Annotated in this window: 12 protein-coding genes; 5 read left to right on the forward strand and 7 right to left on the reverse strand. The window is 66.3% G+C overall.

The genetic code is table 11. The features are described from left to right. Positions 1-103: 103 nt before the first annotated feature. The 3 genes from GGI48_RS01625 to GGI48_RS01635 all read right to left on the reverse strand — a co-directional run bounded on the left by GGI48_RS01625 (position 104) and on the right by GGI48_RS01635 (position 3,919). On the reverse strand, positions 104-1,786 hold the full coding sequence (locus tag GGI48_RS01625; RefSeq protein ID WP_047303985.1) for a SulP family inorganic anion transporter: 1,683 nt from the start codon (positions 1,784-1,786) through the stop codon (positions 104-106). Continuing rightward, positions 1,776-2,393, reverse strand: a complete 618-nt coding sequence (locus GGI48_RS01630; RefSeq protein ID WP_179596564.1) for a ParB-like protein — start codon at positions 2,391-2,393, stop codon at positions 1,776-1,778. The genes GGI48_RS01625 and GGI48_RS01630 overlap by 11 nt, the downstream gene beginning before the upstream one ends. 245 nt (positions 2,394-2,638) lie before the next feature. Next, entirely contained in the window at positions 2,639-3,919 is a 1,281-nt protein-coding gene (locus GGI48_RS01635) for a serine/threonine transporter (RefSeq protein ID WP_179596566.1), read from the reverse strand. Positions 3,920-4,430: 511 nt separating this feature from the next. Here GGI48_RS01635 and GGI48_RS01640 point away from each other — a divergent pair. From GGI48_RS01640 to GGI48_RS01660, 5 genes are all read left to right on the forward strand, one after another. Next, on the forward strand, positions 4,431-4,970 hold the full coding sequence (locus GGI48_RS01640; RefSeq protein ID WP_179596568.1) for a cysteine hydrolase family protein: 540 nt from the start codon (positions 4,431-4,433) through the stop codon (positions 4,968-4,970). 199 nt (positions 4,971-5,169) lie between these two features. Beyond that, the gene (locus GGI48_RS01645; RefSeq protein WP_179596570.1) at positions 5,170-6,120 is read left to right on the forward strand and encodes a 2-hydroxyacid dehydrogenase; all 951 of its coding nucleotides are present in this window, start codon (positions 5,170-5,172) and stop codon (positions 6,118-6,120) included. A 327-nt stretch (positions 6,121-6,447) separates the two neighbouring features. Then, positions 6,448-7,515 carry a phosphotransferase family protein gene (locus GGI48_RS01650; RefSeq protein ID WP_179596572.1) on the forward strand — a complete coding sequence of 356 codons (1,068 nt, stop codon included), beginning with the start codon at positions 6,448-6,450 and terminating at the stop codon, positions 7,513-7,515. A 39-nt stretch (positions 7,516-7,554) separates the two neighbouring features. Then, a complete protein-coding gene (locus GGI48_RS01655; RefSeq protein ID WP_016962841.1) occupies positions 7,555-8,322 on the forward strand; it encodes an SDR family oxidoreductase in 768 nt (255 codons plus the stop codon). A gap of 231 nt (positions 8,323-8,553) precedes the next feature. Further along, positions 8,554-9,663: a Gfo/Idh/MocA family protein gene (locus GGI48_RS01660; RefSeq protein WP_179596574.1), complete on the forward strand. Its 1,110-nt coding sequence runs from the start codon at positions 8,554-8,556 to the stop codon at positions 9,661-9,663. 412 nt (positions 9,664-10,075) lie between these two features. Here GGI48_RS01660 and GGI48_RS01665 read toward each other — a convergent pair whose 3' ends face one another. The 4 genes from GGI48_RS01665 to GGI48_RS01680 are packed head-to-tail and all read right to left on the reverse strand — an operon-like array spanning position 10,076 to position 14,705. Further along, positions 10,076-11,509 carry an FAD/NAD(P)-binding protein gene (locus GGI48_RS01665; protein ID WP_179596576.1) on the reverse strand — a complete coding sequence of 478 codons (1,434 nt, stop codon included), beginning with the start codon at positions 11,507-11,509 and terminating at the stop codon, positions 10,076-10,078. A 13-nt stretch (positions 11,510-11,522) separates the two neighbouring features. After that, positions 11,523-12,290 (reverse strand): ABC transporter ATP-binding protein, encoded by a 768-nt coding sequence (locus GGI48_RS01670; RefSeq protein WP_047303971.1) that lies wholly within the window; start codon positions 12,288-12,290, stop codon positions 11,523-11,525. A 3-nt stretch (positions 12,291-12,293) separates the two neighbouring features. Then, entirely contained in the window at positions 12,294-13,628 is a 1,335-nt protein-coding gene (locus GGI48_RS01675; RefSeq protein ID WP_103742219.1) for an ABC transporter substrate-binding protein, read from the reverse strand. A 27-nt stretch (positions 13,629-13,655) separates the two neighbouring features. After that, positions 13,656-14,705, reverse strand: coding sequence for a branched-chain amino acid ABC transporter permease (locus tag GGI48_RS01680; RefSeq protein ID WP_179596578.1), 1,050 nt, complete (start codon positions 14,703-14,705; stop codon positions 13,656-13,658). Between the last annotated feature and the right edge of the window lie 3 nt (positions 14,706-14,708).

Below are 14,708 nucleotides of genomic sequence, written 5' to 3' on the forward strand. Positions count from 1 at the left end.
ACGCGGCGTTTTTTTATGCCCGCTGCCTTGGGTGGCCGCCCTGGCCGCTAGTTCGCCCTGAGCTGCGCAGCCACCCAGGCGCGATACGCCCAAGCGCCCAGACTCAATGCCAGAGCCCAGCCTGAGCCTGACCACTCCAGTTCTGCAGGCTTTCCTGCAGCGTGTCGTCGACGCTGGTGCCACTGAGCAACACCTGATACTCGGCAGTCGATGGCAAGCCCGCCAGGGCGTCCTTGGCGTTGTGCTTGAGCCGGGCCAGGGCCAGGCGCTTGTGCTCCAGGCTGACCTGGCGGAAGAACTCGTCCAGGGCCTCGATGCTGGTGCCATCCAGGTCCGGCGACTCTTCCAGGCTGAGAATGACGCTGTGAATCGGCACCTGCGCATGGCGGATCAAGCGCAAGGCGCCGCCCAGGATGCGCTCGGCGTTGGCGAAGAACAGCGCCTCCCCCGGTCGCAGGATCAGCACCCCCGGCACCTGCCGGGCCTCGGGATGACGGCTCAGGTCGACAAAATCATGACCACTGCCCAGTTGGCCGAGGACCTGGATATCCGCCGCCGACAGCTGACGCAGCATCAACAGAATGCTCACCCCCACCGACAGCAACAGACCGTCCAGCACCCCCAGCACCAGCACCGCACTTACCGCGCAGATCACCAGGAAGCGATCCCGGCGCCAGATGAAATAGCGTCCCAACGGTTGCAGGCTCAGGCCATGGCCCAGGGCATACATAACGATCGCCGCCAGCACCGGTTCCGGCGTCAGGGCGATATAGGGCAATACCGTCAGCACGATGACCAGCATCACCGCCGCTGCGGTCAACCCCGCCAACCGCGAGCGCGCCCCGGCCGCCTCGTTGGCCGAGGTGGCCGAATAGCCGGCGCCGGCCGGCATGCCGTGAAACAGCCCCGACACCAGGTTGGAAGCGCCCAGGGCCAGCAGGTCGCGATTGGACGACACCCGGTCGCCATGCTTGAGGGCCAGGGAGCTGATGGAGCCGTAGGACTCGGCGTACAGGATCATCACCAGGGCAAACGCCAGTTCGCCCAGGCGCAGCCAATCGGCAAAGGGCAGGTCCGGCAGGCTCGGCACCTCAAGCTTCAGCTCGATGACACCGATCAGCGCCACCCCGTGAGCCGGCAGGTCGAGCCATTGTCCGGCGCCGATGCCAATCACCACCGCCACCAGCCCGCCAGGCACGTAGGGAATCCGCGAACAGATCGCCAGCACCAGCAATGCCACGGCCGCCACCGCCACGCCCGCCCAGTTCCACTGCGGCCATTGCTCCAGCAACTGCGGCAGGAAACGCACCAGGTTGCCGGTGCTCAAGTGCACCCCGACCACGGTGGCGAACTGCTTGAGAATGATGGTCACCGCCAGGCCAAAGGCAAAGCCGCGCAACACCGGCTTGGCAATGAACGCGGTGACGCCGCCCAGGCGAAACAGCCCCGCCAGGATGAAAAACGCCCCGGTGAGCAGCACCAGGGCGAACCCCAGGCTCAGGCGCAGCTGCGCATCGCCGGCGGCCAGGGACAGGGTCGCCGCCGCCAGCACCGCGGCCGAAGACGAGGTGGCCGAGACGATGGCAAAGCGGCTGCTGCCGAACAGGCCGTAGCACAGCAACCCGGCGAACAGGGCAATCACCCCGGCCTGGGGCGGCAAGGCGGCGATGCTGGAATAGGCCACCGCCTCGGGCAGCAACAGGCCGGCGATGGACAAGCCGGCCAGCAGGTCGCGGCTGCGCCGCGGTTCGGAAGTGGCAGCGAGCTGCCCTTGATCAGTCGACAATCTGGCCCACCCATCCTGGCAAGTAACGTGCGTCCTGGCTGCGCGCCAGCTTCATGGCCCGGGCCTGAACCTTGGCCCCCAGCCGGCCCAGCGCCTGACTGTCGATGCGCCGGCGGAAAAAGTCCGCCCAGAGAAACTCGCTGAACGGTGTCGCGTCCTTGGCGAAGCCGCCAGCACGCCGCAGCACCCCCGCCAGACTGCGGTAAGGATCGTCCTGCAGATCGAGGATGCGCGCGGGAATCCGCTCGAACGAGCGCCGCACGCCCTGCGCGTCGTAAGGATGAGCCCATTGGTTGAACGCCATCACTTCCCAGAAACTGTCGGGCTCGACAAAGGACAAATCCTTGAGCACCAGCAACGGCACCTCTTTCACCCCCTCCTGCAACAGGGCCATACCGAAGTGATGGTGGTCGACGATGTAATAGCGCTGCTTGGGGCCCAGCACGCAGGGGAACCAGTGGTCCTCCAGGGCCGCCGCCCGCGCCTTGCGCTTGAGCTGCTGCCACATCTGGCGCTTGGCGTTGACTTCGGCCAAGCCCACGGTGAGTTGGGTCGGGTGCAGGGTATCCAGGCGGGCGTGGATCAACTGCGGATGAGCACGGGCCATGCAATGACTCCAGATAGGAACAAAATCATCAGCTTAGACCTTTATTCGCGGCCGCAGACGATCCCGGTCAACGCCTTGAACGACAACGCCGCCGAGGCTGTGAAGCACCGGCGGCGTTGTCTGTTGGAGCGGGCTTGAGCCAAGGCTTGGCTGCAAGCGTCGCGGGCCGGGTGCGCCCTTAGCCGGCAGCTCGCCTGTTAGCGGGAGGGCACGGCCCGAAGGCGCCTGCTAGGGCTTTGCAGCACTCAAGAGGCCAGCGAGTACACCAGGGCGGTAATCGCCACCAGGCCTACCAGGGTCACGAACACGTTGGAGGCCTGGCCGCGATAGCGGGCCATGGCCGGCACCTTGCGGATGGCGTACATCGGCATCAGGAACAGGATCGCCGCGATGACCGGACCGCCGAGGGTTTCGATCATCCCCAAGATGCTCGGGTTGAGGGTCGCCACCGCCCAGCAGATCACCAGCATGAACGCCGCAGTCACGCGGTCCAGGGCCTTGGCCCCGGGACGCCGGCCGCTCTTGACGATCAGCCCCTTGAGGCCTTCGCTGGCACCGATGTAGTGGCCCAGGAACGACTTGGCAATGGCCACGAAGGCAATCAGCGGCGCGGCAAAGGCGATGGTCGGGTTGCTGAAGTGGTTGGCCAGGTAGGACAGGATCGACAGGTTCTGCGCCTTGGCTTCCGCCAGTTGTGCCGGCGACAGGGTCAGCACGCAGCTGAAGACGAAGAACAGCACCATGGCCACCATCAGCAGGTGGGCACGGGACAGGATCTGCGAGCTGCGCTCTTCGGCGTGCAGGCCGTAGCGGCGCTTCTGGTCCACGGCAAAGGCCGAGATGATCGGCGAATGGTTGAACGAGAACACCATGACCGGGATCGCCAGCCACAGGGTGTGCAGGAAGGCCGAAGGCGCCGGCACGTCACTGGCGGTGGCGAGGATGCCGCCGTTCCAGTGGGGAATCAGGAACACCGCGAGGAACGCCAGGGCGACGATGAACGGGTAGACCATCAGGCTCATGGCCTTGACGATCACCTGCTCGCCACAGCGCACCACAGCCAGCAGGCCGAGGATCAGCACCAGGGACAGGATCGCCCGCGGCGGCGGCGCGATGTGCAGCTGGTGCTGCATGAAGCTGCCGACGGTATTGGTCAGGGCCACGCTGTAGATCAGCAGGATCGGGAAGATGGCAAAGAAGTACAGCAAGGTGATCAGGGCACCGGCCTTGATCCCGAAGTGCTCTTCCACCACCTCGGTGATGTCGGCACCATCACGCCCGGACAGCACGAAGCGGGTCAGGCCGCGGTGGGCAAAGAAGGTCATGGGGAACGCCAGCAGCGCCAGGATCAACAGCGGCCAGAAGCCGCCGAGGCCGGCATTGATGGGCAGAAACAGGGTACCGGCACCGATGGCGGTGCCAAACAGGCCCAGCATCCAGGTGGTGTCTTGGCGGTTCCAGCTGCTCAGGGTCGCTGGGGCCGCCGTTTCAAAGCGTTGATCAACGCTGTTGGCCTGATCATTCATCCGGTGGGATCTCCACATTCCGGTCGTTTGCCATTCGACCGGAGCGCGTCGGAGTACCCGACAGACAGAACCCCGGCCGAAATAGAGGGGGCGCGATTGTCCGGGATTCCGCGGGCGCTGCATAGACTCAGCTGAGGAACGGTTTATGCGCAGCAGGCATTTTTTTGTTGGCCGGCGAAGCGGCTGGCCCGGCCCTCTCGCGCCCCGACCCGCTCGCCGCAGGCGCTGGCCTGCCAGCGCTCGCATCCACAGCGGCGAGGCCCGCCCGATGAGTCCGTTCGCCAGCAAACCGGCGTCCGCGGGGTTGCGTTGACAGGGCTCACGGACAGACGGCATGATCGGACCCCATGAATATCTACGCGCTCAACCCTGCCTCTACCACCACGACTGCTTCCGGCGGGTCGTGTGGTGGCTGTGCAGGGTAAGGCAAGCACAGTAAAACCAAGGCCCCGCCAGCAATGGACGGGGCCTTTTGTTTCTCCGTCCAGCTGGCACTACAAGGAGAGACAAGATGCCTTTATCCAACCCCAAGCGTGCCCTGCTGGTCATCGACATGCAGGTTGGCCTGTTCAACGGACCGGACAAGCCCTACAAGCGCGAACAGACCCTGGAAAACATCAATCAGCTGATCCGCCGCGCCCGCCAGGCCGGGGCGCCGATCTTCGCCGTGCGCCATACCGGCCCCGCCGATTCGCCGATTGCCGCCGGCAGCCCGCTCTGGCAACTGCTGCCGACCCTGGAAGTGGATGAAGAACTGGACTGCGTGCTGGACAAGACCCGCCCCAGCTGCTTTGTCGGCACCGGGCTGGCCGAGCGCCTGCAGGAAGCCCAGGTCAAGGAACTGGTGATCGTCGGCATGAAGACCCAGTACTGCGTCGACGCCACTTGCCGCGCCGCCTGCGACCTGGGCTTTGCCGCGCTGCTGGTGGAAGACGCCCACACCTGCATGGACACGCCCGTGCTGGGAGCGAAAAAAATCATCGCCCACCATAACGCCACCTTGAACGGCCCCTTCGTGCGGCTGATCAAGACCCCTGATGTGACCTTCTGATTCAAGCCGGCCCGCCACTGCCCCGGGGACGCCGAATCGCGCGTTACGCCCCGGGAACAGTGCCGGCCAGGATTGCCAAAATCCCCTCCGCCCCCCACCCTTGAGCCCTCGCCACGGTCTGCGCATGCCAACGGACCGTCGTCCGCGGCCGTGCCGCACCCTCCCCAGCGCCGTTCATTCATTCCCAAGGAGCCCCTTGATGCGTGCCACCGTCCTGGTCCTGGTTGAAAACGTCAACGCCTACCTGCCGCTGCTCGAACAGCAGGGCTTTCATCTGATCCTGGCGCCCACCGCCGCCGAACGGGCCCGGGCCATCCAGGACCACGCCGGGCAGATCGACGCCGTGCTGACCCGAGGCCCACTGGGGCTGACTGCGGCGGAAATCGACGCCCTGCCCCGGCTGCAGATCATCTGCGTGATCGGTGCCGGCTATGAGCAGGTGGACCTGCAAGCGGCGAGCAACCGCGGGATTGCCGTGACCAATGGCGCCGGGGTCAACGCCTCGTCGGTGGCCGATCATGCCCTGGCCCTGTTGCTGTCTCTGGTCCGGGGCATTCCCCAGTCCGATGCCGCCGTGCGCCAGGGGCAATGGCCAAAGGTCCTGCGCCCTTCCGTGGCCGGCATGCGCCTGGGCATCCTCGGGCTGGGCGCCGTGGGCCAGGCCATCGCCCGCCGCTGTGCCCTGGGGTTCGACATGACCGTGAGTTATCACAGCCGCCAGCCCCGGCCGGACCAGCCCTACCGCTTCTGCCCGAGCCTGCTGGAGCTGGCCCGGGACTCGGACGTCCTGGTGATCGCCACCCCCGGCGGCGCCGAGACCCGGCATCTGGTGGACCAGCCGGTATTGGAAGCCCTTGGCGCCGAAGGTTTCCTGGTGAACATCGCTCGTGCCAGCGTGGTGGACACCAACGCCCTGCTGCAGGCGCTGAAACAGCGGCGGATCGCCGGCGCGGCCCTGGACGTGTTCGATGACGAGCCGCAAGTACCGGACGGTTTCAAGGGCCTGGACAATGTGGTGCTGACCCCTCACGTCGCCGGCCTTTCGCCCCAGGCCAGCCGCGACACCGTGGACATGGTCGGCCAGAACCTGCTGGCCCACTTCGAGGGCCGGCCCCTGCTGACCCCACTTCACCTGCCGGCACCGAACTGACCCATCCCCGAGCCAACGCCTATGCTCGTGAGGCGGACAACCTCCGGCCTGCATGGCTTGTATAGGAGCTGGCTTGTGCAGGAGCTGGCTGGCCAGCGAAAGCCAGCGCCGGTCATGACGCCCTCTTCGCCGGCGAGCCGGCGCCTACGGGGGCTTGGTCTCACCGAGTTGTAGACACACGGGGCTAAATTCAAACGCTTGTATCAAAAGCAATGATTGCCCAGCAACACGCGCACCTATAAAGGCTCGCCGCGATTGTGGGGAGCCGCTAGGCGCATTAGATTAGTCAATAATCTCTGGCCTCCAGAATAAGCAGAAGGGATAAGCATGGCGCTTACAGACCAGTCCACCCGTACTCGCTCCGGCGAGGAACTTGACGCCAACCTGATCGATCCGTACCTCAAGGCGCACATTCCGGGCCTGTCCGGCACGCCGCGGATCAGCCAGTTCCCGGGCGGGGCTTCGAACCTCACTTACCTGCTGGAATACCCTGACCAGGAATTCGTCCTGCGGCGCCCGCCCTTCGGTCACAAGGCCAAGTCGGCCCACGACATGGGCCGCGAGTTCCGCATTCTCAACCAGCTCAGGGACGGTTTCCCCTACTGCCCCAAGGCCTACGTGCACTGCACCGACGAGTCGCTGATCGGTGCCGAGTTCTACGTCATGGAACGGGTCAAGGGCATCATCCTGCGCTCGGACCTGCCGCCGGAGCTGGGCCTGGACGCCAGCCAGACCGAGGCCCTGTGCAAGAGCTTCATCGACCGTCTAGTGGAACTGCACCGGGTCGACTACAACGCCTGCGGCCTCGGCGACCTGGGCCGCCCCGAAGGCTATGTGCAGCGCCAGATCAAAGGCTGGAGCGAGCGCTACGAAAAGGCCCTGACCCCGGATGCACCGCACTGGGACAGGGTGAAGGCCTGGCTCAACGACAAGATGCCCGCCGACCACCCGACCTCGAGCATCGTGCACAACGACTACCGCTTCGACAACGTGATCCTCGACCCCCACAACCCGATGCAGATCATCGGCGTGCTGGACTGGGAACTGACCACCCTGGGCGATCCGCTGATGGACCTGGGCAACAGCCTGGCGTACTGGATCGAGGCCGCCGACCCGGCGCCGGTGCAACTGATGCGGCGCCAGCCGAGCAACGCGCCGGGCATGCTGACTCGCCAGGAATTCGTCGATTACTACGCCGAACGCGCCGGCATCCAGATCGGCAATTTCGACTTCTACTACACCTACGGCCTGTTCCGCCTGGCCGGCATCGTGCAGCAGATCTACTACCGCTTCTACCACGGCCAGACCCAGGACAAACGCTTCGCGCAGTTCATTCAGATGAACAAACTGCTGGAGCAGATGAGCCTGCAGGTCATCGAAAAATCCAGCCTCTGACCGCGCCCCCGGCGCCCGACAGCCCCGCAAGGAAAAACCATGTCCAAGACTCAGTTGTTCGACCTCGACGGCAAGATCGCTTTCGTTTCCGGCGCCAGCCGCGGTATCGGCGAGGCCATTGCCAAGCTCCTGGCCCAGCAAGGGGCCCATGTGATCGTGTCGAGCCGCAAGCTCGACGGCTGCCAGCACGTGGCCGACGCGATCATCGCCGACGGTGGCAAGGCCACGGCGATGGCCTGCCACATCGGTGAAATGGAGCAGATCAGCCAGGTCTTCGCCACCATCCGTGAACAGTTCGGGCGCCTGGACATCCTGGTCAACAACGCCGCCACCAACCCGCAGTTCTGCAACGTGCTGGACACTGACCTGGGGGCCTTCCAGAAGACCGTCGACGTCAACATCCGCGGCTACTTCTTCATGTCGGTGGAAGCCGGCAAGCTGATGCGCGACAACGGCGGCGGCAGCATCATCAACGTGGCCTCGATCAACGGCGTGTCGCCTGGGGTCTTCCAGGGCATCTACTCGGTGACCAAGGCCGCGGTGATCAACATGACCAAGGTCTTCGCCAAGGAATGCGCGCCGTTCGGCATCCGCTGCAACGCCCTGCTGCCGGGCCTGACCGACACCAAGTTCGCCTCGGCCCTGGTGAAGAACGACGCCATCCTCAAGACCGCCCTGGCACAGATCCCCCTCAAGCGCGTGGCCGACCCCAGCGAAATGGCCGGCGCGGTGCTGTACCTGGCCAGCGACGCCTCCAGCTACACCACGGGCATTGCGCTGAACGTGGACGGCGGCTTCCTCTCCTGAGGCCCGCTTGCAGCACAAAAAAGGCAGCCCCCGGGCTGCCTTTTTCATTTCCCGTAGCAGCTGGCTGGCCAGCGAAGAGGGCCTTGAGCCCGGCGTAACCCTCACGTGCCCTTTCGCCGGCAAGCCGGCTCCTACAAGGCCGTATCAAAATTTTAGTTCCACCAATTGCAATTAACGAATATTTATTCCATAACAGAGCTTCCCTAGAACAATAATTCTGCAGGAGCGGTTATGGACGAACTTGGCATTGGCCTGATCGGCACCGGTTTCATGGGCCGGGCGCACGCCCTGGCGTTTCGCAGCGTCGGCGCGGTGTTCGAATTGCCGGTGCGCCTGCACCTGGCGGCCCTGGCCGATGCCGATGCGCAGCGCGCCGAACACTGCGCCGGGGCCTGGGGCTTTGCCCGGGCCCACCGCGACTGGCAAGACCTGATCGCCGATCCCCGGGTCAATCTGGTGGCCATCACCACCCCCAACCATCTGCACTTCCCCATGGCCATGGCGGCATTGGCGGCGGGCAAGGCGGTGTACTGCGAAAAACCCCTGGCGGTCAGCGTCGACGAGGCCCGACAGATGCACCACGCGGCCCAGGCCGCCGGGGTGGTGACCCGGGTCGGCTACAACTACCAGCACAACCCGATGATCGTCCTCGCCCGGCAGCTGATCGGCCAGGGTCAGCTGGGGCAGCTGGTGAGCTTCCAGGGCGAGTTCAGCGAAGACTTCATGGCCGACCCGGATTCACCCTGGTCCTGGCGTTGCGACCCGCAGCACGCTGGCGGCGCCCTGGCCGACCTGGGCAGCCACCTGCTGGCCATGGCGCGCTTTCTCATGGGGCCGGTGCAGGCGGTGTGCGCCGACGTGCAGACGGTGCATCCGCAACGACCGACCCACGCCGGCAGCCAGGAACGGCGCCACATTGCCGTGGACGACCAGGCCCACGCCTTGTTGCGTTTCGCCAATGGCGCCCGGGGCAGCCTGAGCAGCAGCTGGATCAAGCACGGCTACAAGAACCACCTGAGCTTCGAGATCAGCGGCACCCTCGGCACCCTGGCCTTCGACCAGGAACGGCTCAACGAACTGCGTCTGTACCGGGTCGGGCAGAAAGGCTTCCAACGCCTGCTGGCCGGACCCGAGCTGCCCGGCTACGCCGCCTTCAGCCCGGCCCCCGGGCATCAACTGGGCTACAACGAACTCAAGACCCTGGAGGTTCACGAATTGATCATGGCCCTGTGCGGCCAGGGTCGCGATGGCACGGATTTCCACGAAGCCTGGGAAGTGGAACGCCTGGCGGCAGCGATCCGCACTGCCGCCGAGGAACAGCGCTGGGTCCCCCTCATGTAGCCGCTGCTGAGCCCGCGAAGCTGCGCAAAGGTCCGCAGGACCTTGCCTGGCGATCGCCCGCCGAACCCGCAGCGGCCTCAAGAACCCTGCGTCCCTAGCGGGCCGTTCGCAGCCTGCGGCAGCGGCTACACAAACCCGACCGGCACTGGATGTAGCCGCTGCTGAGCCACGGCGAAGCTGCGCAAAGGTCCGCAGGACCTTGCCTGGCAATCGCCCGCCGAACCCGCAGCGGCCTCAAGAACCCTGCGTCCCTGCGGGCCGTTCGCAGCCTGCGGCAGCGGCTACACAACCCCCGACCGGCACTGGATGTAGCCGCTGCTGAGCCACGGCGAAGCTGCGCAAAGGTCCGCAGGACCTTGCTTGACGATCGCCCGCCAAACCCGCAGCGGCCTCAAGAACGCTGCGGCAGCGGCTACAGCAATCTCGCCAGGCGCGCGGCCAGGGCCTTGGCTTGCAGGGCGACGTCGGTGACGGCGGTGCTTTCCCACCACAGGCCGCGCAACGGCGGGCCCATGGCGAACAGGCGCTCGGAGGCCTGGCCACAGGCATCGTGCACGGCACCCTCCGCCGTGGCGCTGATGCCCAGGGCCAGAGGCCCGGGGCTGACTAGGCCGCGGGCCAGCAGTTGCTGCGGCAAGGGCCGCGCCACCCGGCGCCAGTCGTATTCGATGCCGCTGGAGTTGATCAGGGCATCGCCCGCCACGGGCACGCTGTCCTGGCTGCCGCGATAGCGCAGGCGGATCGTCAGCCGGCCGTCGGCGCCCGGCTCCAGCCCCTGGTAGCAAGCGGCATGCACCCGCAACCGGCCTTGCTCTTGCAGGCGCGCCACCAGTTCCGCGCTCAAGGGCGGCGAGCGATGGTGATGGCTCTCCCACCAGGGCCGCACATGACGCACGAACTGGCGTTTCTGCACCTCGCTGGCCTGGCTCCACAAGCGCCCGATATGGGCCCGCACCGTGTCCAGCGGCGCCTGCCAGTCGATGCCCTGAGCCTCGGCCACGCGGCATTGCTGGCGCAGCGCCCGGAACAACTGTCGGGGGCTGCGCAGGCTCAGGTCGGCGGCGAGAAAATCCGCCCAGGCCGGCGGCTGGCGCCGCACGTGCGGCAGCAGCCCATGCCGGGAGAACACTTCGATCGGCCCGCGATGCCCGGCCTGCTCCAGGGACACCACGGCGTCCACCATGGTCAGCCCGGAGCCGATGATCAGCACCGTCGCCCCGGGATCGAGGCGGGCCATGGCGGCCACGTCCCAAGGGTCCAGCGCGGCGGCGTTGAGGCCGCTGGAGCGAGTCTGCGGCGTGCGCGCCGCCGGGAACATGCCGGTGGCCAGCACCGCCCGCGCGCCGCGCAGTTGCCGGCCATCAGCCAGGGTCAGGAGCACGCCGTCAGGGCCGGTTTCCAGGTCCACCGCTTCGCCCTGCACATGGCTCAGCGAGGAACCCTGCCCCCGGCCCTGGGCTTGCGCCTCGGCCAGCCGCTGCTGGACATAGACGCCAAACAGCCCGCGGGGCGGAAACAGTTCGCTGACCGGCACATGCTGGCGGTCCGACTCGGGCCAGCCGCCCTCGGCAATGTGCCGGGTCAGCCATTGGGTCAGGTCGTCGGCGTTGTCCGGGTCGACGCTCATGCGCGCCGCGTTGCCGTTCAGGGTGTGGCCCAGCTCCACGGCGCTGTAGGCCTCGCCCCGCCCCAGTTCGCGGCGTGGCTCGATCACCAGGATCCGTCGCCGCCCCGGCCGGCGCAGCAATTGCGCGGCCAGCAAGGCGCCGCTGAGGCCGCCGCCGACAATCAGAATGTCCGCATCAGGGTGGGCCGGGGTGGCCTGTGGGGTGTGGCTCTGGCTCATGGCGTGCTCGCGGTCAATGTTTGCCCAGGTAGAAATCCTGCAGATCGCCCCGGGCCAGCAACTGCTCGGCGGTGCCGGACAGGGCCACCCGCCCGGTGTCCAGCAGGCAGGCGTGGGACGCGTACTTGAGCGCCAGATTAATGCTTTGTTCGGCGATCAGAAAACTGACCCCCGCCTCGCGATTGAGCTGGGCGACGATCTGAAAAATCTCCTGGACGATGATAGGCGCCAAGCCCATGGAAGGTTCGTCCAGCAGTACCAAAGTAGGATGGGTCATCAACGCCCGGCCGATGGCCAGCATCTGCTGCTCGCCGCCCGAGGTCAGTCCGGCACGCACCTTGCGCTTGCTCAGCAGCCGCGGAAACCAGTGGTAGATGCGCTCCAGGTCCTCGGCCAGCTGCCGGCGCCCCAGCCCGCGGACAAAGCCGCCGCTGCGCAGGTTGTCCTCCACGGTCAGCTGGCCGAACACATGCCGCCCCTCCAGCACGTGCACCATGCCCTGGCGCACCCGCCGGCTGGGGTCGACCCCGGCCAGGTCCTGCCCGGCGAAGCGGATGCTGCCGCGCCCCAGCTGGGCCCGCTCGGCGCGGCCCAGGCCGGAGATGGCCTTGAGGGTGGTGCTCTTGCCGGCGCCATTGGCCCCCAGCAAGGCGACGATCGCCCCCTGGGGCACGTCCAGGGACACCCCGGCCACCCCGAGGATGGCGCCGTCGTAGATCACCTCGATGTCCTGCACCTGCAGCAGGTGCTCGGCCGCGCTGGCCGTGGCGCTGTGGCTCATGCTTCAGTCATCCCCGTTGCAGGTACGCGGCGTCAGTTGCTTTTCCTTGGCGAAGGCCGCGGCCTTGTCGTCGATCAGCGGCCGCAACAGCGCGCGGTCGGCGGCGATCCAGTCGCTGATCAGGGTCCAGTTGGCCCCGTCCCATTGCTGCACCCGGGCCGCGCCGCCGCCTTCGTGATCGCGGCACGACAGCTTGAGGTTCTGCATCAGCCCCAGGTAGCCCATGGCCTTGAGCCGGGCGTCGTCGATATTCAGGTGCTCCAGGCCCCAGCGCCCCTCTTCACCATTGAGCGGGCGCTGGCCGAACTTGCCCTGGGCGGTACGGATCGCCTCCACCGCCACTGCGGCGTTCACCAGCCCGGAGTTGTAGTACACGCTGCCGAAGTTCTTCAGGTCCTTGAGGTCGCTCTTGCCGGTATCGAGGATGTACTGCTTCAGGCGCTTGTGGATCTCGAAGTCGCTGCCTGCCGGGTACGGGGTCAGCGCCAGGTAGCCCTTGGCCGCGACCCCGGCCGGCAGCACGTCCTCGCTGGAGCTGGCCCAGATGTCGCCGATGATGTGGTCCACCGGGAAGCCGAAGCGCGCCGCGGTCTTCACCGCCACCGGGGTCGACACGCCCCAGGTACGCAGGAACACCCAGTCCGGATTCTGCTGGCGGATCTGCCGCCATTGCGCCGATTGCTCGTTGCCCGGGTCGGCCACCGGAATCTGGATGTTCTCGAAGCCGTATTTTTCCGCCAGCAGCTTCAGCGGCCCGAGGGTTTCCCGGCCATAGGCGGAGTCGTGATAGAGCGTGGCGATCTTCTTGCCCTTGAGCTTGTCGAAGCCGCCCTCGCGCTGGGCGATGTAGTTCACCAGGGTCGAGGCCTCGCTGTAGAAGGTCAGCATCACCGGAAAGTTGTAGGGGAACACCGTGCCATCGGTGGCTTCGGTGCGACCGTAGCCCAGGGTAATGAGCGGGATCTTGTCGACCTCGGCGCGCTCGCTCAAGGCATAGGCCGCCGGTGCGCCGTTGGGCTGATAGACCGCCACCGGCGCGCCGTCCAGGCCCTTCTTGAAGCGCTCGTAGCACTCGATGCCCTTCTCCGCGGTCCACTCGGTCTCGCATTCCTGCCACACCAGCTTGACCCCGTTGATCCCGCCCTCGACCTGATTGATGTAGTTCAGGTAGTCGATCATCCCGGCCCAGACCTGCACGCCGCTGGAGGCGTAGGCGCCGACCCGGTAGGTGGCCAGGGGGAAGAACTGCTGGTCCGGAGCGGCCTGGGCCTGCGGTGTCAGGGCCGTCGACAGCAGCAACGCCGCAGCGGCCAGGGAAGCTTTCAAGGATGCACGCATGTTGTCTCTCTAGGTCTTGGGTGGAATTCAGAAGCGCAGCGGCCAGTGCCGCAGGCGTTCGCGCAGGTTGCTCAGCAGGCGGATCAGGCCCTCGGGCTCCTTGATCAGGAACAGGATGATCAGCACGCCAAAGATGATTTTCTGCAGGTTCTGCAACTGCCCGGCGTCCACCGCCCCGCCCAGCAGCCACTGCCCGGCATGACTGAGGAAGATCGGCAGCAGGCTGATGAAGGCCGCGCCGACGAAGTTGCCGGCGATGCTGCCCATGCCACCGATAATGATGATGAAGAGGATCTGGAACGAACGGTTGATATCGAAGCTGCCGGCGCTGGCGGTGCCCAGGTAGGCAAAGGCCCACAGCGCCCCGGCGATGCCCAGGTAGAACGAGCTGACGGCAAAGGCCTGGCGCTTGTAGCGGGCCACCGGGATGCCGATCACTGCGGCCGCGGTGTCCATGTCGCGGATCGCCATCCAGTTGCGGCCGATCTGGCTGTGCACCAGGTTCTGCGCCACCCGGGTCAGCAGCAGCACCGTCACCAGGGTCAGCAGGTAGCGACCCAGGGGGTGATTGAGATCATGGCCGAACAGCTCCAGGCGCGGCGCGGAAATGGTCCCCGAGGAGCCGTAGTTGTAGAACCAGGGAAACTTGACGAACAGCCACTCCAGAAAGAACTGCGCCGCCAGGGTGCTGACCATCAGGTAGAAGCCCTTGATCCGCGAGCTGGGCAAGCCGAACACCCAGCCCACCATGGCGCTGATCAGGCCGCCGCCTAGCAGGGCCAGGGGCAGCCCCAGCTCCGGCAGGCGCAGCAGAAAACCGTAGGTGGCAAACGCCCCGACCGCCATGAAGCCGGCGGCGCCCACCGAGGTCTGCCCGGTGTAGCCGGTCAGCAGGTTGAGCCCGAGCCCGGCCAGGGACAGCACCAGGAAGGGAATCAGAATGGCGTTGAGCCAATAGTCGTTGCCAACCAACGGCACCACGCCAAAGGCCAGCAGCAACAGGCCGATCAGGCCCCAGGGCAGACGGCGGCGGATCAACAGCAGCGGCGCCGTTTCCTGTGTCAGGGGAATGGACATCAA

Origin of the sequence: Pseudomonas protegens (assembly GCF_013407925.2) — a bacterium.
In the GTDB taxonomy this organism is placed as follows: Bacteria; Pseudomonadota; Gammaproteobacteria; order Pseudomonadales; family Pseudomonadaceae; genus Aquipseudomonas; species Aquipseudomonas fluorescens_AP.